The 17,783-nt window shown below is 57.4% G+C and carries 16 protein-coding genes; 12 read left to right on the top strand and 4 right to left on the bottom strand.

The genetic code is table 11. The annotated features are described in order from the left end of the window. Nucleotides 1-198 precede the first annotated feature (198 nt). Nucleotides 199-780, bottom strand: coding sequence for a TMEM175 family protein (locus BXP70_RS08460; protein ID WP_086593593.1), 582 nt, complete (start codon nucleotides 778-780; stop codon nucleotides 199-201). Nucleotides 781-886: 106 nt separating this feature from the next. On the opposite strand from BXP70_RS08460, the gene BXP70_RS08465 reads away from it, so the two are divergent. Both BXP70_RS08465 and BXP70_RS08470 read left to right on the top strand, forming a co-directional pair. Beyond that, nucleotides 887-1,657: a nucleotidyltransferase domain-containing protein gene (locus BXP70_RS08465; RefSeq protein WP_086593594.1), complete on the top strand. Its 771-nt coding sequence runs from the start codon at nucleotides 887-889 to the stop codon at nucleotides 1,655-1,657. A 163-nt stretch (nucleotides 1,658-1,820) separates the two neighbouring features. Then, on the top strand, nucleotides 1,821-2,882 hold the full coding sequence (locus BXP70_RS08470; protein WP_086593595.1) for a DNA polymerase beta superfamily protein: 1,062 nt from the start codon (nucleotides 1,821-1,823) through the stop codon (nucleotides 2,880-2,882). Between the two features lie 76 nt (nucleotides 2,883-2,958). Here the strand turns inward: BXP70_RS08470 and BXP70_RS08475 are convergent, their stop codons facing one another. After that, nucleotides 2,959-4,407 (bottom strand): amidohydrolase family protein, encoded by a 1,449-nt coding sequence (locus BXP70_RS08475; protein WP_086593596.1) that lies wholly within the window; start codon nucleotides 4,405-4,407, stop codon nucleotides 2,959-2,961. Between the two features lie 149 nt (nucleotides 4,408-4,556). On the opposite strand from BXP70_RS08475, the gene BXP70_RS08480 reads away from it, so the two are divergent. From BXP70_RS08480 to BXP70_RS08495, 4 genes are all read left to right on the top strand, one after another. Further along, nucleotides 4,557-6,254: a lysophospholipid acyltransferase family protein gene (locus BXP70_RS08480; protein WP_179197626.1), complete on the top strand. Its 1,698-nt coding sequence runs from the start codon at nucleotides 4,557-4,559 to the stop codon at nucleotides 6,252-6,254. Between the two features lie 153 nt (nucleotides 6,255-6,407). After that, on the top strand, nucleotides 6,408-6,854 hold the full coding sequence (locus BXP70_RS08485) for a hypothetical protein (RefSeq protein ID WP_086593598.1): 447 nt from the start codon (nucleotides 6,408-6,410) through the stop codon (nucleotides 6,852-6,854). 242 nt (nucleotides 6,855-7,096) lie between these two features. Beyond that, on the top strand, nucleotides 7,097-7,732 hold the full coding sequence (locus BXP70_RS08490; RefSeq protein ID WP_086593599.1) for an ABC transporter ATP-binding protein: 636 nt from the start codon (nucleotides 7,097-7,099) through the stop codon (nucleotides 7,730-7,732). Beyond that, nucleotides 7,729-8,853: a hypothetical protein gene (locus BXP70_RS08495; protein ID WP_086593600.1), complete on the top strand. Its 1,125-nt coding sequence runs from the start codon at nucleotides 7,729-7,731 to the stop codon at nucleotides 8,851-8,853. Before BXP70_RS08490 ends, BXP70_RS08495 begins: the two co-directional genes overlap by 4 nt. A 65-nt stretch (nucleotides 8,854-8,918) precedes the next feature. Here the strand turns inward: BXP70_RS08495 and BXP70_RS08500 are convergent, their stop codons facing one another. Together BXP70_RS08500 and BXP70_RS08505 are read right to left on the bottom strand one after the other, a co-directional pair. Next, nucleotides 8,919-9,296 (bottom strand): cupredoxin domain-containing protein, encoded by a 378-nt coding sequence (locus tag BXP70_RS08500; protein WP_086593601.1) that lies wholly within the window; start codon nucleotides 9,294-9,296, stop codon nucleotides 8,919-8,921. A gap of 13 nt (nucleotides 9,297-9,309) precedes the next feature. Continuing rightward, nucleotides 9,310-11,574 carry a heavy metal translocating P-type ATPase gene (locus BXP70_RS08505; protein WP_086593602.1) on the bottom strand — a complete coding sequence of 755 codons (2,265 nt, stop codon included), beginning with the start codon at nucleotides 11,572-11,574 and terminating at the stop codon, nucleotides 9,310-9,312. A gap of 402 nt (nucleotides 11,575-11,976) precedes the next feature. Here BXP70_RS08505 and BXP70_RS08510 point away from each other — a divergent pair, with 402 nt between their 5' ends. From BXP70_RS08510 to BXP70_RS08535, 6 genes are all read left to right on the top strand, one after another. Further along, on the top strand, nucleotides 11,977-13,695 hold the full coding sequence (locus BXP70_RS08510) for a type VI secretion system Vgr family protein (RefSeq protein ID WP_179197627.1): 1,719 nt from the start codon (nucleotides 11,977-11,979) through the stop codon (nucleotides 13,693-13,695). 6 nt (nucleotides 13,696-13,701) lie between these two features. Then, nucleotides 13,702-14,775: a tetratricopeptide repeat protein gene (locus BXP70_RS08515; RefSeq protein ID WP_143436421.1), complete on the top strand. Its 1,074-nt coding sequence runs from the start codon at nucleotides 13,702-13,704 to the stop codon at nucleotides 14,773-14,775. A gap of 42 nt (nucleotides 14,776-14,817) precedes the next feature. Beyond that, the gene (locus BXP70_RS08520) at nucleotides 14,818-15,117 is read left to right on the top strand and encodes a PAAR domain-containing protein (protein ID WP_086593605.1); all 300 of its coding nucleotides are present in this window, start codon (nucleotides 14,818-14,820) and stop codon (nucleotides 15,115-15,117) included. 134 nt (nucleotides 15,118-15,251) lie between these two features. Further along, entirely contained in the window at nucleotides 15,252-16,118 is an 867-nt protein-coding gene (locus BXP70_RS08525; RefSeq protein ID WP_143436422.1) for a TssN family type VI secretion system protein, read from the top strand. A gap of 11 nt (nucleotides 16,119-16,129) precedes the next feature. Beyond that, nucleotides 16,130-17,284 carry a type VI secretion system baseplate subunit TssK gene (locus BXP70_RS08530; RefSeq protein ID WP_086593607.1) on the top strand — a complete coding sequence of 385 codons (1,155 nt, stop codon included), beginning with the start codon at nucleotides 16,130-16,132 and terminating at the stop codon, nucleotides 17,282-17,284. Nucleotides 17,285-17,297: 13 nt separating this feature from the next. Then, the gene (locus BXP70_RS08535) at nucleotides 17,298-17,783 is read left to right on the top strand and encodes a GPW/gp25 family protein (protein WP_086593608.1); all 486 of its coding nucleotides are present in this window, start codon (nucleotides 17,298-17,300) and stop codon (nucleotides 17,781-17,783) included.

The raw sequence follows: 17,783 nt of genomic DNA on the forward strand, positions 1-17,783 counted from the left end.
ACTCATAAGTTTTTTTGTATAGCTAGTTTAAGTGGAATAGTTGAACTGGCTTTGACGCTATTTAGTGTGACCCATCCTATAGCGAGGGAGCTAGCTACCTGCCAGATGAATTCCGCGCGTCGTATGGTAGAGCCAGGGGTAGTTTCTGATTCGAAACAGCTGCGTTAACACGTTCTTACTCATCCAACTTCCAAGCGCTTACTTTGACATCCTTAGCGAACGTTCAATGCGCCGATCCGGCACCAACCACATCAAGGCAACGCCCACGTAAAAGGCGCCCGCAACCCACGGATTCCAGAAGCTTGCCGCCATGCCTAGGCTGTAGAGCACCGGTGAAATCTTTCCTTTCACGTCGCGCCCCACGGCGTAGGCTAGCACGCAGTCGGGCCCATTGGCGTTGATGGTAACTCGTTGCAAAACCCAGTAGGCTATCGCGCACATTAGCAGCACAAACCCATACACGGCTAGCGTAGCGGGAGCAAAATGATTCTCCCCCATCCAGCCGGTGGCGAAGGGCGTGAGGGAAAGCCAGAACAACAGGTGCAAGTTGGCCCATAGAATACCGCCGCTGATCCGGTCGATGGACGTGAGCATCATGTGATGATTATTCCAGTAGATGCCCACGTAGATGAAGCTCAGAATGTAGCTGAGCACGATGGGCAGCAGCGGCTTAAGAGCTGGGAAATCGGCACCGTGCGGCACCTTGATTTCCAGCACCATAATGGTGATGATAATGGCTAACACTCCATCACTGAAGGCTTCGAGGCGTCCTTTGGACATTCTTTTGAGGGGAAGTAGGTCGGTCGGGGCTGACAAATTAAGCTAAAAGTAGTGCCTAGCTTCTGCCCAGAGCGCTTTTCTTTGCGACACTCCTTTCTTGCCTCTTATGCTCGCCCGCATCCAAGCCGCGCTTACCCAGCTCGAAGCAACCCACCCCATCCGCATTCTGTACACCTGCGAATCGGGCAGTCGGGCGTGGGGCTTCCCCTCGCCCGACTCCGACTATGATGTGCGCTTCATCTACGTGCACCAGCCCGACTGGTACCTAGCCCTCGATGACGGACCCGACACGCTCAATTTCCCTATCGACAACGAGCTCGACCTAGGGGGCTGGGAGCTGCGCAAAGCCCTGAAACTGTTGCGCAACTCGAATGCGGCGCTGCTGGAGTGGCTTCAGTCACCCGTCGTGTACCACGAAGCGCTGGATTTCCGGGCCTGCCTGCGGCCCCTGGTACCGGCGGCGTTCAACCCGCGGGCCGGGCTGCACCACTACCTAGGGCTGGTACGTCGTGGCGTGGAAGAGGAGTTGTTAGCGGAGCAGGTGCGGCTCAAAAAGCTGTTTTACGCATTGCGCTCGGCACTCGCTGCGCACTGGATTCGAACGCGCCACACAGTACCTCCGATGGAGTTTGACTCGCTGCGCGCAGAGCTGCCGCCAGAACTTCACTACGTAGTTGACGAGCTGCTAGCGCGCAAGGCTACTGCCGACGAGAAGACCACAATACCTAGGCCGGAGGCGCTGGTTGGCTTCCTGCGGCAAGAATACGAAGCCAGCTTGGCGGCCCGTGATACGCTGCCCGTTGCGCACCAAGCCAGCTCGAATTCTGCCCTGGACTCGCTCTTCCGGCAGCTGCTACGGGCGTCGTTTGCGCAGTAGCGTGAAGCTCCGGCTCTTGCCTCTCGTTGAACGATAAGGGCGGCCACGAACCCTCAGCTTGGTTCTTCGACGAGGTACGAAGAGCGGGCTTCTGCGCAAACAACCTAGGTACCAACCGCTCAGCTAACGCGCGAAACCAGCGCTTCGCGCTACCTTTATCCCTATGATTGATCACGCCACTCTTCTCTTCGAAGCCATCAGTGGCAGCCGCGCCTATGGCACCGAGCTGCCCCACTCCGACACCGATCTGAAGGGCGTATTTGTGCTGCCTGAGCCGGCTTTCTTCGGCCTGAGCTACACGCCGCAGCTAGCCAATGCCACCAACGACGAGGTGTACTACGAGCTACGACGCTTCGTGGAACTGCTGCTCAAGAACAACCCCACGGCCCTGGAAATCCTAGCGTCGCCGGCCGACTGCGTGCGCTACCGTCATCCGTTGTTTGCGCGCCTGCGGCCCGAGCAATTTCTCTCCAAGCTCTGCCGCCACACCTTCGCCGAGTACGCCGTAGCGCAAATTCGCAAGGCCAAGGGCTTGAACAAAAAGATCAACAACCCCGAGCCGCCGGCCCGCAAATCGGTGTTGGACTTCTGCTACGTCACCAGCGGGGCCGGGGCGCAGCCGGTGGCGACGTGGCTGGCGCGCCAAGGGTACATTGCCGCGCAGTGCGGCCTGGCCAACGTGCCCCATCTGCCGGACCTGTACGCGTTGTTTGTGGACCCATCGGCAACGGGCGAGCTAGGATACCGCGGGCTAGTGCGCGACCCTCATACGTCGCAGGAGGTGCAGCTGTCGGCCGTGCCCAAGGGGGAAGCGCCCGTAGCCTATCTGTCCTTCAACCGCAATGGCTACAGCACCTACTGCCGCGCCTACCGCGAGTACTGGGATTGGGTAGCCAAGCGCAATGCCGAGCGCTACCAGAACACCATACAGCACGGCAAAAACTATGACGCCAAAAACATGCTGCACGTGTTCCGGCTTCTGCACACCGCCCTGGAAATTGCCACCACCGGTCAGCTTCACGTCCGCCGCCCCGACCGGGAGTTTCTGCTCCAGATCCGCCGCGGCGAGTTTGAGTACGATGAATTGGTGAGCAAAGCCGAAGCACTAGTTGCGCAAGTGGAAGCGGCTTTTGCCACCTCCACGCTCCCCGACGCCCCCAATGCCGAAGCCGCCGAGACGCTGCTGATTCAGCTGCGGCGCGACTTCTACGCGCAAAGAAGCTAGGCCAAGCTAGGTTGCCAGCTCAGCAAGCACGACGTTCTAGCTCAATCGCACACGAGATGCGCTCTGCCGGCGGTTATTATTTGTGCTTGATGGCTTGCAGCATGGCCGCCAAGTCCTGGCGCGAATACGGCTTGCCGCGGGACACCACCGTGTTGAGGGTGCGGATGTGGCGAATGTCGGTTAGCGGGTTTTGCGCTAGCAGCACCAGATCGGCATTTTTGCCAGTTGCGATGGTGCCCGCCGTGCCTTCGACGCCCATAAACCTAGCCCCGTTGATGGTAGCGGCTCGCAACGCCTGCGCCGGGGTGAGGCCCGCTTGCACGAGCATTTCCAGCTCGCCCACGAGCGAAGCTCCCGGGTACGTAAACGAGTTGAACGCTCCACTATCCGAGCCGGCTAGCACCATTACCCCTGCCGCCTGCATTCGCGGTACCAAGCTCATGAAGCGGGTTTCTAACTTCTTACGAAACTGGTTGGCTTCCGCCGATTGGCCCTTGGCGCTGCTGAGGCGGCGCGTGTACGTAGCCTGAATTTTGGGGTCGATGTACGCCAGCATCGTGTCGCGGGAGTGGTCGGTGTCGGGTAGCTCGGCCAGCGTCTTGCCAATGAAAAGGGTCGGCACGGCGGCCGTCTTATGATCAGCCATCAGCTTGAAGATGCGGTTTGCCGCGGCGGGGTCGTAGGTGGCTTCCACGGCGGGCAGCATGGCAAACAGCCCCAGCGGCTTGCTCGTCGTCAGGCTTTTCCGGACCAGGTTCGTCAGGCTGTCTTCCTTGCCGGAGCATGCCTTGAACACGTAGTACAGGTGCTCGGTGGCATCCAGGCCGCGTGCTACGGCGTCGCCTAGCTTCACGGAATACGGCATGTGGCCCGTGGTTTTCATTCCGCGCTTTTCGGCGGCGGCAATAACGTTCAGGTACGCCTCGCCCGAGATTTTACTGTCGTAAATTTTGACGTAATCTACCTTCAGCGCCTGCAACGAATCGAGGGCCTTGGCAATCTGGGCGGGGGTTTCGACCTCTAAGGAACCGGGCCAGTAGGCCTGCATCCCGTCGATCTTGGGACCCGAGGTGAAGATGCGCGGCCCGGCCAGCGTGCCCGCCTGCATCGCGCGCCGCCACCGGAAAATGGCGGGCGTGAGGTCGCCGCCCGCGTCGCGCACCGTCGTGATGCCGTGGGCTAGGTACAGCGGCAGCAGGTTCTGGTTGGCTTGCCGCAAACTATCGCCGCCTCGAAAGTGCACGTGCATGTCCCAAAGGCCAGGTATCAGGTACTGGCCTTTAGCGTCGAGGTAGCGCGTGGCCGCGTACTTTTTCGCGCTGGCCTTCTCCACCAGCCGAATAACGTCGCCGCGGATAGCCACCACCTGATCGGGGCGCACGCGGCCCGCTACCACGTCTATCACGTTGGCGTGGTTGATGACCAGATCATAGGGCGCTACCTGGGCCTGCCCCGGCGTGCTCACGCGGAAGCTAGCTCCGAGCAGCACCAGGGCGCCGGCGAACATACTGCGGTAATACTTCATGCCTAAAATGTTTAGCTCAGCAACGATACACTATTTTATAACAACCGGGTCATGATGAAGTAATATTCGATGAGGATGTTTGGCTACGTCTCTTGTAGGGCATGCTTATGAACCGGCTAGCTGAATTCGATTTACCTTTACCTTCCGCCTTGGCGCTTTCGGCGGGCCCGCTGCGGTCGGCGGTGCAGCACTTTGCGCAGCTGCGGGAGCTGCACCAACTCTACGCGCAAGCCCAGCACCTCACGGGGCTGGAGTTTGTGGCGGCTATTCTCGATAAGCTAGCTATCTGCGTTCAGTACACTCCCGCCGAACTACGCCGCTTGCCGCCCATGGGCGCCTTCCTTGCCCTGGCCAACCACCCCTGCGGCCTGCTCGACGGCTTGGTGCTTCTGCACGTCCTGGGCCAGGCGCGCCCCGACCTGCGGGTGGCGGTCAATGAGCTCTTGGCCCCGCTCCTGCCCCAACTGGGGGAGCAGTTTGTGCTGGTGCAACCCGATGCGCAGGAACCCGGCCGCAACGTACCGGGCCTGCGGCGCTTGCTTCGCTTTCTGCACAATGACATTCCGCTGCTGCTGTTTCCGGCGGGCGAAGTAGCCCACCGGCCCGGCCTCTTTCAGGGCGTAACCGAGTCGGTGTGGCACCCCACCGCCGGGCGCTTGCTTACTGCTACCCGCCTGCCCGTGGTACCCGTTTGGCTTAGTGGGCAAAACAGCACTTCCTTCAGTTGGCTGGGGCTGGTTCACCGCTTTCTGCGCACGGCGCGCTTGCCCGCCGAGTTGCTCAACAAACGCGGTACCACCGTGCGGGTGCGTATTGGCACGCCCATAGCGGCCGCTGAGCTGCACGGCCTCCCAGCCGCCGAGCGCCTGACGTATCTGCGGGCCCGCGTGCACGCCCTCAGCGGCGCCGCCACCCCGAGCGACGCCGGCGCGGCAGCGCCATTGGCGCCGCCCGTCATTGCCGAAACCGACCCCGCCCTGGTGGCGGCCGATCTGGCGGCTCTACGCCCCGGCCGACACCTGCTTCAGTACCAACGGTGGGAGGTTTACGTGGCCAAGAGCAAGGAAATTCCGAACGTGCTGCGCGAAATCAGCCGTTTGCGCGAGCTCACGTTTCGCGGCGAGGGCGAAGGCACCCAGCAGCCGTGCGACCTAGACGCGTACGATACCTACTACCGGCACCTGTTTCTCTACGACCGGCAGCAGCGCTGCGTGGTGGGTGCCTACCGGCTAGGGCACGGGCGGAGCATCTTACGACAGCACGGCCGGCGGGGCTTTTACCTGCACTCCCTGTTTAAGCTGAAGCGGGCCCTGTGCCCGCTGTTGCGGCAGTCGCTGGAGCTAGGTCGGTCCTTTATCCGGGCCGAGTATCAGCGGCAACCCTTGCCCCTGGCTTTGTTGTGGAAGGGCATTGCGCTGTACCTAGGTATGCACCCCGAGTACCGCTATTTAATTGGCCCGGTGAGCATTAGCAACCGCTTTCAGCCGGTCTCGAAGGCCGTCATGATTGACTTTATCCGCCGGCACTGCTTTGACGCCGAAACGGCAGCCTATGTGCGGCCCCGCAAGCAGTTCCGCTACCAGCCGCTCGACAAGCAAGAGCCCGTGGCAGTGCTGCAAACCGGCCTCGACGATGTGCAGGCTCTCAATAAGCTAGTGGCTAGTCTGGAGCCCGGCGGGATGGGCGTCCCCGTGCTGTTGCGCCACTACTTGCAGCAGAATGCGCGCTTCGTGGGCTTCAACCTAGACCCAGCGTTTACCAATGCCCTGGACGGCTTCGTGCTTCTCGACGCCTACGACTTGCCCGAGCGCACCCGGCGCCTGCTCAACCGCTACGAAAGCAGCTAGGGAGAGCCCGTGCTGCTACGGTCGTGAAGCTTCCAGTTGGCACTTTATGCTAGGTATGGTAGCGGCCCTGCCTCCCGTACGGCTTAAAAAATCGTGGTTTCTCCCCATCTTAGTCGGATGAAAACACTTGCTTCTCTTCGCTATCTACTCGTTATGTCTTCGCTCGTCTTGGCAAGCTGCGGCAAAGACAATAAAAACGATGATCCTATCCCGGTTAAGACGCACGTGGTATCCGTACGCGTAGCCGGGCGTGATTTGGCAGGCCTCGGTGCTGAGCTTCAGGTAACGTCCCAGCTGGTGGCGGGTGGCAAATCGCAGGAAGGCCCACAAGCCGCTGACCAGTACATCGATACAGCCGATAAAACCTACAACATCGGCACCTTTAGCAACGCTGATGTCGTCACGGCGACCATTGCCTTCAAGAACGTTACGCGCACAAGCAGCCCGCGCCCGCCACTGAGCAGCGCCCTAGCGGTGGTATTCATCATCGATGGGCAAACCAACCAATCGGTAACGCTGGACGCCAAGGGTATTGGCAGCGGCGTGAGCTACACGCCGTACTTAAGCGGCACTACCGCCGTGCAGATGGACAAGCTATAGCTCGTACGTGCGCTCCTCCTGCAAGAAAGCCCGTTTTACCCTAGGTAGAACGGGCTTTCTTGCCTTATTGAATAGTCGATTTGCCGCCCCGTGGGTGTGTGCTGCACCTAGCTGTCCCAAGCGCAGCTTGGCTTACCGACCGCTACGGGTCATCCTTTTCGTGTTATTTGAGAATAGAGCAGGAAATAAGCCTTGTTGTTTTCCGTTAGCACGGATCGGCCGACCGTTTATCCTTTTTGTAGATGCTACAAGTTAATGCGTTTAGAAAGTCATACAATCATCATCCCATTCTGCAAATCGACGACTTCACAATTACCCCAGGCGTTTATTGGCTTCGCGGCGTTAATGGCTCGGGCAAGAGCACTTTTTTAAAAGCAACAGCCGGTTTAATCTCGTATGAGGGCGATATTATTTTAAATCAGCAGCTAAATAGTAAAAAACAGTCGGTAGCGTATCGCAGCGCGGTAAACTTCGCCGAAGCCGAACCTATATTTCCCGATTTCTTGACCGGGGCTGAACTTATTCAATTATTTAAATCAGCTAAAAACGCCCCGCATCGCCAGGAGGATAATTACGTGGAAAGTATGCAGATGAACGCATACATAAACGATCCAATCAGCACGTATTCGAGTGGCATGCTTAAGAAACTTTCCCTGGTTTTGGCCTTCCTAGGACGACCTAGTTGTATCCTACTGGATGAGCCACTAACAACCCTTGACGCGGCATCCCTTCCTATTTTGTATTCCTGGATTGCCAACCATTACCAACAGCAGGAAACGATGTTCTTGTTGTCGTCGCACCAAGCATTTGAGGGCGATATTTTACCAATTGTGCGGGAAATAGTAGTTGAGCATAATACAATCCGGCACACCTCGTGAAGAAACCTGTCACCCGAGTACTATTTAAAATAATAGCCAATGGTTTTTACCGGGAAAACACGGGCTTATTATTATCGCTGTTCGTACTTATATTCATTAATTTCTTTTATACGAATGTTCTGAATCAAACACATCTGACCCCAGAGCAACTTATTCAGACGGCATTAAAGCTGGTTATCTCTACGGTCAGCGAGCCACTGGGCGTGGTAATTCTTTTCAACCTTTTCTTTCTCTATAGCTTGAAAAGCCGGCGGTACGTAGCTAGGCGGCTGAAAGGCGTAGATGTGCAGTTTTTATTTTACAGTACGAATGCCCTGAGTTTCAAGCAGCAGGTGCAATCTTGGTCTATTGTTCAACTCGTCCTATCCTTGCCCATTATTATTTTAGGTCTCTATGCGGTGCTAGTAGGGCTCATTTTTGACTATTGGCTCATTCCTTTAACAATACCTGTTTATTTACTTATTCTTATCGTAGCTAATGCTTCGTACTATACCCAGATACTTAATAATAATTTAATTGAAACGCCATCCGGGGTGGCTAAAGCAGGGTGGATAAAGGGATGGCCAAAGCCTTTGTTTAGTTTATTTTTATACGAGGTCATCACAAAAAAGCGTGCTGCTTATGCTATCACCAAACTCGTATCGTTAGTCAGCATTACGCTCATTTTCAACGTGTTTTCAGATTCCCGTTCGGATCTGCGACTCCTTGGCATTATAAGCCTGTGTATTGCGCTAGCACATATAATTCTGCTCTACCAATCGCGTGAGTTTGAGTTGTTCTATCTGCGTTTCGCGCGCAACTTTCCGCATAGCCAGTGGCAAGTATACGGCCAACAGGTAGCTTTATGTAGCTTATTGTTGCTTCCTGAACTAGTATGGTTTCTGGTAGCGAGCGAATTTAGTACGGGCCTGATCGGGGCGTGTTTATTACTAAGCGTCACCTTATTATTTCGTAATCTGCTCTACTGGCTAGGGCAGCGCATGACGTATTATTTACGGCTTGTATTTGGGTTATTTATTTTCTTTCTCTTAACAAACTTGTTTGGCTTTACAGCGCTGCTTGTTGTTGGTACTGCCGTGGCGGCCTGGAGTTTATTGTACTGCTACCACGATAAATACTAGCCCGCGCCGGGCGGGAGCTACACAAGCTGGTATTCTTGGCGGGTGTTGTTTGGTTGATTAGCCGTTTACGTAACGACCAGACGCCCGCGTAGCATGCCCATGCCACAGGTAAAGTCAAACGTACCCGCCTGCTGCGGCGGCAGCTCTACCAGGGTAGTCTTGAACGCCGGCAAGTCCCGGCGGATGTTGAAGGCGGGCAACAAGAGTTCTTCTGAGCAGCTGTTTTCTTCGGCGCGGTAGAAGCTCAGCTGCACAGGCTTGCCGCGCTCCACCTCGATTACGTTGGGTGAGTAGCCACCTTTCACGGTAATGGCTACTGCTTGCACGCCGCCAACGGCAGTTACTGCGCTGACCGTTGGTCGCGCCGAGAAAAAGAAGTACCACACAACGAAGGCGGCCAAAGCTAGCCCTGCCCCCGTCACCAGTATTGCGGTCGTGTCCATAGCGGCGTACGTATTAACGGGGAGAAAAAGCGCGCAGACGCAACGAGTTCGTCAACACCGAAACGGAACTGAGTGCCATAGCCGCGGCCGCCAGCATGGGCGACAGCAGCACGCCGAACAGCGGGTACAGCAGGCCGGCCGCGACCGGAATGCCCAACGCGTTGTAGATAAAAGCAAAAAACAGGTTCTGCTTAATGGTGCGAATGGTTTGGCGGGAAAGCGCAATGGCCGTGACTACGCCCCCTAGGTCAGAGCGCATGAGCGTGATGCTGGCCGCTTCCATGGCCACGTCGGTGCCGGCACCAATGGCCAGTCCTACGTCTGCCTGGGCCAATGCCGGAGCGTCGTTGATGCCATCACCGACCATGGCCACGGTACGGCCTTCAGCTTGCAAGGCCTTCACCTGGCTAGCTTTATCCTGCGGCAACACCTCGGCGAAGTAACGTGTGATGCCCACTTGCCGGGCCACTTGCGCGGCCGTCTGCGGATTATCGCCGGTCATCATTACGACCTCAATACCTAGGTCTTGCAGTTGCCTGATGGCCGCCGCCGACGTCTCGCGCACCGTATCGGCCACCCCGATCAGCCCGACCGCTTGGCCGGCCACGGCCACATAGAGCACGGTCTTGGCCTGGGCGAGCAGCTGCTCCGCTTGCTGGGTAAGCGCCGCCGAGAGGAGGATGCCCGCGTCGGCTAGCAAGCGGTGGTTGCCGACGAGCACCGTCTGCCCTTGCACCGTAGCTGCCGCGCCTTTGCCTTCCACCGCCCGAAAGTCAGTAGCTGCTACGGAAGCTAGCCCCTGGGCAGCAGCGTGGCGCACCACTGCCTCGGCCAAGGGGTGCTCCGACTGCCGCTCCACGGCGGCTACTAGCTGCAGGAGTTGGCGCTCATCCTGGCCCAGCGCTCGTACGTCGGTTACGGCGGGTTCGCCGCGGGTGATGGTGCCCGTTTTATCTAGCAGCACCGTATTCACCTGGTAGGCTTTTTCCAGCGCTTCCGCGTTGCGAATCAGCACGCCGTGCTCGGCACCTTTGCCCGTGCTGACCATGATGGCCGTGGGCGTGGCCAGCCCTAGCGCGCAGGGGCAGGCAATGATTAGCACCGCCACGAAATTGACCAGCGCCAGCGGCAGGCGGACCTCTACGGGAGCTAGGTCGAACCACAGCACGAACGTGAGGATGGCAATAACGACCACCGTAGGCACGAAGATGGCGCTGACCTTATCGGCCAGACGCTGAATGGGGGCGCGGCTACCTTGGGCATCTTCTACCAGCTTCACGATTTGGGCGAGCATAGTATCGGCACCCACTTTTGTCACCTTGAAGCGAAAAGAGCCCGTTTTGTTCAGCGTAGCGCCAAAAACCGGGTCGCCCGTTTTCTTTGTCACCGGCAGGCTTTCGCCCGTGAGCATGGCCTCATCGACGGCAGAGTAGCCTTCTTGAACAATGCCATCGGTAGCCACCTTCTCTCCCGGGCGCACCACTACTAGGTCGCCGAGCTGCACTTGGTCGATGGGCACGTCTACTTCCTGCCCACCAGGGCGCACCACGCGCGCGGTTTTGGCTTGCAAGCCCATGAGCGCCCGCATAGCAGCCGAGGTCTGCGTTTTGGCGCGCAGCTCCAAGACCTTGCCCAGCAGAATTAGGGCGATGATGGTGGCAGTGGTGTCGTAGTACACCTCGGGCATGAGGCCCCGGCTGGTGAAAAAGCGAGGGGCTACCGTGGCTGCCACGCTGTAGAGAAACGCCGCGCCGGTGCCCACGGTAATCAGCGTATCCATGTTGGCGGCGCGGTGCCGGAAGCCGTTCCAGGCGGAGGTATAAAACTCGCGGCCGCTGTAAAAGAGCACCGGCAGGGTCAGCACTAGCAACACGTAGTTAAGCCACTGCATGTTCACGTGCTGCCCCAGGGCAGGCCAGAGCATGAGCATGCTCAAGGGCATGATTAGCATAGCTAGCCCGGCGGCAACCCAAAAGCGACGCTTGAGCTGCTGGTAAGCGGCTGCCTTCTGGCGGTCAAGTTCGGCGTTGCGCTCGGCGGCGCTGGTATCGGGGGCACGCTCCACCACCCCGTAGCCGGCCTGCACCACGGCCTCCTTCAGGGTTGCCGGGCTAGCTTCCGCAGGCGAGTAGTCGATGGTGGCTTTTTCGGTGGCGAAGTTGACCACGGCGCGCTGCACGCCAGGCGTGCGGCTGAGCGATTTTTCGACGAAGGCGGCGCACGAGGCGCAAGTCATGCCTTCAATATCCAGGGTTTCGGTTTTGAAAGGGGCTTCCATACTGGTATTCTCCGTAGCATACGATGCCTCGTGCTGGCGCAACGAAAAGAGACATCGTATTACAACAAAGGAACGACCGGGAAAGGCCGAAATTGGTACGGAATCTTTCTTATAACTTGTATAATTTGACCGGTAACCGCCCGACAACACTGGCCTCACGGGCATTGCTTTCCTATTCGCCAGTCAGCTAGGGCAAGATCATTTCCCGCAACGCATTCCGCACTCATTTCCGTAGCTCGCTCTGAAGAACAAGTATTGTAGCACTAGCTGCTTTGTCCAATAGAAGATAGTCATCAGAATGCATAGTATATGCCGTAGAATTAGTAGTACTTGATGGTGGATTTATCAACCTCACGTCAGGTAGGCTGCGGGAGGAGTATCTACTACTATTCGCCGTGTTCTATGCCATCTTATGCCAACCACAAGACTACTATTTCAATCGAAGGAACCACTCTTACCACGTTCCAAACGCTTTCTATCAGCCAATCGATTCACACGCAGCACCAGTTTGAAGTAGCATTTGAGTACGAGCAGGTAGAAGCGAGCTTCACGTTCAAATCGAGCGCAATACAGGAGCTAGCCGGTAAGAACATCAGCATCAAGATTGAAAGCATAGACTCCGCCACGGCGAAGCTAACCTTCAACGGCGTCATCACGGAAGCAGAGCTGGTGCAGCACGACCAAGCCTTCTTGGGCTCGATGATCGTGCGAGGATACGGGCTGCCGTACAAGCTAGCCACCGTGCCAGGAATAAGCCTCTACACTGAAATGAGCGTGAAGGACTTGGTAACCAATTGCCTAAGTGCCTATTCCTCTCCTAAAGAAGTAAGCGCACCCCTCGGGCCTAGCCATGTCATCCCCTATGCGGTGCGCTACCGCGAAACCTACTGGAATTTTCTGCGCCGCCTAGCCTACGACTATGGCGCCTGGTTTTATTATGATGGCGTAAAGCTGCATTTCACGACCACGCCGGGTGGTACTCCCGTCCCATTGACGTTCGGGTTGGATATGAGTAATCTGCGGTCGGGCACACGGACCGCCCCACAGTTTGTCAGCCACTACGACTATTTCTCCGCTGATGATACCGAGGCCGCTGCCCAGGGTACGGCCAATGCGTCGCTTTTTGTGGCCCCGGCAGAAAACGCACAACTTGGCTACCGGCGGTCATTAGCGGCGGCAGATGTCAAGCAGTTCGCGAGCAACCGCAGTGCTTCCTTCGGGGCCGATAGCAGCTATGTAGCCGGCGATTCGGAGGTGCCAGGTATCTCCGTAGGCACGACGGTGCGCATCAGTGACCAACGCTCTGGCGCTCCCCTGGGCGACTTCAACGTCATTGAAGTAACCCACCACATTGACAAAGCACAACGCTACCGGAATCACTTTCAAGCTATTCCGGCCACCGTGAAGGTAATGCCCCCGGGGCCGCTTGAGCGCCCAGTGTGCGCGCCGCAGCTTGGCAAAGTGATGGACAATAAGGACCCTAAAAAGCTAGGTCGGGTCCAGGTGCAGCTGCAATGGATGAAAACCTCAGAAAAGACGCCCTGGCTACGCGTGCTAGCGCCACATTATGGCCTGGACGCAAAACAGGAGAAAAGTCGGGGCTTCCTGTTCGTACCGGAGGTAGAAGACCAAGTGATGGTTGGCTTCCAAAACGGTGACCCCGAACGGCCTTTCGTATTCGGGGCCATGCCACACGGCAAAAACGCCGCGGTAGCTGATCCGGCCAAAGAGCATCACCTTAGCGTCAGCAGCGGTACGACCATCACGTTTTTGGATACCCAAACCAAGCATGAGCTGCACCTGCAAGTTGACGACAAAAACCTGATTACCATCGTAGTGGATAATGGGCAAGGTACCATTACGCTCAACGCCAGCAAGAGCCTCGTCCTGAAAGCCACCCAGGAAATCACGCTCGATGCGCCCAAAATTGCGATTACCGGCGACAACGTCACAATCAAAGGAACCGCCAAAACGGCCATCAGCGGGGCGGCCGTCGAAGTGAAGGCCGATGCGGAGCTAAAGGCGTCAGCTGCCACGGTGAAGGTAGCGGGCACGGGCATGGCCACGCTGGAAAGCTCAGGCATCACGACGGTAAAGGGCTCGGTGGTTATGATTAATTAGAAGGCCGTGCACCCTAGCCCCCAGCCTATCGTCGTCGCGCAGCTGCCGTTGGTCAGCCACTGGCAAGCCTTCTACCAGGCCCCGTCGCTGCGCCTAAGCCGCTGGCTGACAACTGAAGCCAACCGACCTCTGCTGCACGATTACCTACTTGGGCTAAGTAGCGGGCCGGAAGCACCGGTCTGCAATGCCCTGGCCTGGGACTGGGCCGCAATACGCGAGCAGCAAGCTAGCTTACCAGCGGCCGTTATCTGGCTTGACTTGAGCGCGCCCGAAACGTGGGCAGGCACCGAAGACGCCCTGCGCACGAGCCTTGCCAGCGTGGGCCGGCAGCGCTTTATTGTGCTGGAAGATGCGGAAAAAGTGCCGTTGCAGCGGCTCGCGCGTTGGTTTCCCGGTGTGGTGCACACGGCTACGCCAGCCGTGTCGATGGACAACCTGCTGGCCGACCTAGCTACCAAGGCTGCTAGCTCCGATTCTTCTTTTCAGCAGCAATTTCACCAGCTTAGCGAAGCTGTTGCCCACCTCGACTCGAAGGCGGTTGAAGCCTGCGCGGCTGCTTGTCTGCGCACTTGTCAGAGCGAGGGGTTGCTGTTCGCCGAAATGACGGTGTGGCTCACGGTGGCCAATTACTTTCTCGCTGGTCGCCAACCCGATGAGGCGCGCTTGCGGTTCGTGCAGGCTTCCGAGCGGAGTGAAGTTGCTTTTGCCCTCGGCGACACGGCGGCGGGGCTGCTGAGTATTCAGGCGTGGCTAGGTGCGGCGGCTACCTGGCAACAGCGAGGTCAAACGGCAAAAAGTATCGCGCTGCTTCAGCAAGCCGTCGACCGGGCCGAACACTTAGGTGCCCACATGCTCGGCGTGGAAGCAGCCCGGCAACTTGGCGTAGCCTTCGAGCAAGCGGGGCAGCACCGGGCGGCAGTAGCTTCTTACCAACGAGCGTTGCAGTTTGCCGAACGCCAGCCACCCGATCAACGTCCTAGGTCTTCCATTCAGGCACTAGGAAAGGTGTACCTCCAGCGTCTAAATACAGCGCCCGAACGGCAAGCCCTCCGCCTGCGTCTTGCCCAGCTAATAGGCTAGTCATTAATACACTACCCGTCTTTACGTCAAGCCATTTATACCATGCCACCTGCCGCCCGCCTCACTGATATGCATACTTGCCCCATGCAAACGCCCGCTGTTCCGCCCATTCCGCACGTTGGCGGGCCGATTGTGGGACCCGGTTGCCCGACTGTGCTGATTGGCAAAATGCCCGCCGCCATTGTGGGGGATTTGCTGACCTGCGTGGGTCCGCCCGACACCATCATCAAAGGCTCGGCGACCGTGCTAATCGGCGGCATGCCGGCCGCTCGCCTAGGGGACCTGACCGCGCACGGCGGCTCTATTGTCGCGGGTTTTCCGACCGTTATCATCGGCGGATAACCTAGGTAAAAAGCTGGTTCTAAATAATTAGTATTTACGCAGGCTTATTTCTTACCTTTTCGAGAGAATAGGGAAAAGCCTACTTATTACTTGATACTTTCTATTTACGCTATTAGTTATTATCCCGTATTCCAGTGCCGAAAACACTACCTGATCATTTCTTCCTGCACTACTTGCTGCTGCCTATCCTAGCCTTGGTCGTGCTAGTGGCGCTGGTAGCTATTAATCAGAAAAAGGGCTTACTCAGTGGCCGCCAAGTGGTGGTAATGGTGCTGGTTTTCGCGTTGCCGATGGCGTTGGCCGGGCTCTTCGGGCTGATCTACCTCTGGTTTATTCCTTGGTATTACGTCCTGATGCAAGCCATCTTCTTCGGCATCGGGGTACTCTATTTGCGCCAGCTCGATAAGGTGCTCGGCGAGGACCGGCGCACCGAACTCCCTTTTACCTACTTACTAACGAGCTTAATCCTTTTGCTAGGAGGCTATTGCTTTAGCCTGATTTTCAATCTATTCAGCTCGCTACCGTACGGGCTGTGGGCCGCTACCTGCGTGCTGCCTTTTGTTGTTCCGCTGCTGTTTTTTCAAACGTTTGAGGCGCTCGTTGCCATCCCGAATGAGATTCGCAAAGTGTGGCACTACCCACGGCCAGCGCCGGAAGTTGTGTTGGATGACATTGATCATTTCCACTTGATGATTCTGGAAGTGGAGCTGCGCAAGCGGCCCGGCATTACGGAAGCGCCAGTGAAAGTAAAAGCCCGGGCGGCGCAGGAGCTGCCCTTTGGCGTCTGGTTTCAGAAGTTCATCGACGACTACAACTACAAGTTTCCCCACGATCCGATTCTCACAACGACGGCCGACGCAACGGAATACGGCTGGCTGTTTTACTACGTACGCGCCTCCCCTTTTCGCCTGCGGCGCTACATCGACGCAGACCTGAGCATTGCCCACAACTACTTGAATGAACGCTGCCTGATCGTGGCTAAACGCGTGGAGGAGAGCTAAATCCAACTTATATGCTAGTCGCTAAAAATTACTTTGCCGTGAACTGGGTCGATGGCATGAAGCTCTCCCAGCAGCATTTCCTCGACACGGACTTGCAGGTCCAGGACTTAGTGCGCGACACCGCGTCGTTGTTTCTGACGGATTATAATTTTGGCTTGCTGCCGCCCGTCAAAGGCGCGACGGTATCCAGCGAAATTGAGCTGCTGGAGAAGATAGGCAATAGCGTGGAGGTTCGGCTGGCACGCTGCAATGCCATTACGGCGGGCGGCTGCCGCATTGTGATAAACCCGGAGTCGGCTAAATACAGCGCCTTGCGAGCCGCTTTTCAGGTAGACGCGACGGTGGAAGAAGCTAAGCGCGCTAGCTATGACATCATCCTCACGGTAAACCCTTTCAAAAGAGTGCCGCTTGGTACGCCGGACCCGGAGGAGTCGCCTATGCGGCACCCCTTCACCGACTCGTACTACGATCTGAAGGTGGTGCATACCGCCCAGATCAATGCTGATGAGCTAGGGGCTCATTTCCTGACCATTGGACGCATCATGCTACGGGAAGGCCGCTACGTGGTGGATGAGAACTTCATTCCACCCTGCACTTCCATGAATAGCCACAGCCGGCTGATGAAGTACTACAAGGACTTTGGCTATCAGCTCAATCAGCTACAAATCAACTCTTACAAGATTGTTCGCAAGATCTACGACCGCCAGCAGGCGTCTACCATCAGTCGCAACCTCGAAGCGCTTTGCACGAAGGTGCTCGACTATCTCTGCCAGATCTTTTTCAACTACCGCAGCCTCGACTACCAGCACCCGCCGGTGCACCTGCTCGACTACTTCAACAACCTAGCTAGCATGGTGTACACGGGCTTGTACTGCATGCCCGCCAAGGATAAGGAGGAGCTACTGAACTACTTCTACGAGTGGACGGATGTGACCCCGAATTACTTCGAGAGCATATTGCTGAGCCTAGTAGAGATGACCTACACCCACCATAATATCGGCGCGTCGATGCAAACCGTGGAGGACTTCTTGGCGGTTATGGTCAAGCTGTGGGCGCGGCTCAGCGGCCTTGAGTACATCGGGCAGCACAAAGAAAACATCCTGATCCGGGAGGAAGCCCCTAGTCGCCCCACCCTGACCACGCGCAACTGGAGCCTACTCGACTAGTTCAGCCGCCGGTATGAGCCATCTGTTCTACAAATACCCCATGCAGGTCGGTAAGCTGATGAATCGGCAACCAGCAGCCGCACCCTTCAACCGCCCTGCCCCCGCAGCACGCCTTGGCGACGAGCATGCTACTTGCTCGTTGGCGGCCTCCATTGCGCAGTTCTTGCACCTGATGCTGCACACGCGGCCTGGCGAGCTGCGGAGTGCGCCCGACTTTGGGTGTGCTATCTGGGAAATTGAGTTCGATAATGACATCAACCTAGCTGGTTGGGAAGAGTCGCTAACCCGCTCGCTGCTCGCTTCTATTCGCCGGCACGAGCCGCGCTTGCGCGAGGTAAGCGTGCAGGTCGACTTCCTTGCGGTGACGCCGCAGCCGAATGGGCCGCAGCCAACGGCGGCGCGACGGCGGGCCAACATCAGCGTGCGTGGCGTTGTGCAGCTCACCGACGAGGCCTTTGCCTACGCGACGCAGCTTCAGCTAGGTCAGCTTACTCCCTAA

The sequence above is a fragment of the Hymenobacter crusticola genome (assembly GCF_002154225.1).
In the GTDB taxonomy this organism is placed as follows: domain Bacteria; phylum Bacteroidota; class Bacteroidia; order Cytophagales; family Hymenobacteraceae; genus Hymenobacter; species Hymenobacter crusticola.

Bases quoted from the DNA above. Each gene is read 5' to 3' on its own strand.
- BXP70_RS08460 (WP_086593593.1), bottom strand. From the start codon at position 780: ATGTCCAAAGGACGCCTCGAAGCCTTCAGTGATGGAGTGTTAGCCATT.
- BXP70_RS08490 (WP_086593599.1), top strand. From the start codon at position 7,097: ATGCTACAAGTTAATGCGTTTAGAAAGTCATACAATCATCATCCCATT.
- BXP70_RS08530 (WP_086593607.1), top strand. From the start codon at position 16,130: ATGCTAGTCGCTAAAAATTACTTTGCCGTGAACTGGGTCGATGGCATG.
- BXP70_RS08505 (WP_086593602.1), bottom strand. From the start codon at position 11,574: ATGGAAGCCCCTTTCAAAACCGAAACCCTGGATATTGAAGGCATGACT.
- BXP70_RS08465 (WP_086593594.1), top strand. From the start codon at position 887: ATGCTCGCCCGCATCCAAGCCGCGCTTACCCAGCTCGAAGCAACCCAC.
- BXP70_RS08485 (WP_086593598.1), top strand. From the start codon at position 6,408: ATGTCTTCGCTCGTCTTGGCAAGCTGCGGCAAAGACAATAAAAACGAT.
- BXP70_RS08535 (WP_086593608.1), top strand. From the start codon at position 17,298: ATGAGCCATCTGTTCTACAAATACCCCATGCAGGTCGGTAAGCTGATG.
- BXP70_RS08520 (WP_086593605.1), top strand. From the start codon at position 14,818: ATGCCACCTGCCGCCCGCCTCACTGATATGCATACTTGCCCCATGCAA.
- BXP70_RS08475 (WP_086593596.1), bottom strand. From the start codon at position 4,407: ATGAAGTATTACCGCAGTATGTTCGCCGGCGCCCTGGTGCTGCTCGGA.
- BXP70_RS08470 (WP_086593595.1), top strand. From the start codon at position 1,821: ATGATTGATCACGCCACTCTTCTCTTCGAAGCCATCAGTGGCAGCCGC.
- BXP70_RS08500 (WP_086593601.1), bottom strand. From the start codon at position 9,296: ATGGACACGACCGCAATACTGGTGACGGGGGCAGGGCTAGCTTTGGCC.
- BXP70_RS08510 (WP_179197627.1), top strand. From the start codon at position 11,977: ATGCCATCTTATGCCAACCACAAGACTACTATTTCAATCGAAGGAACC.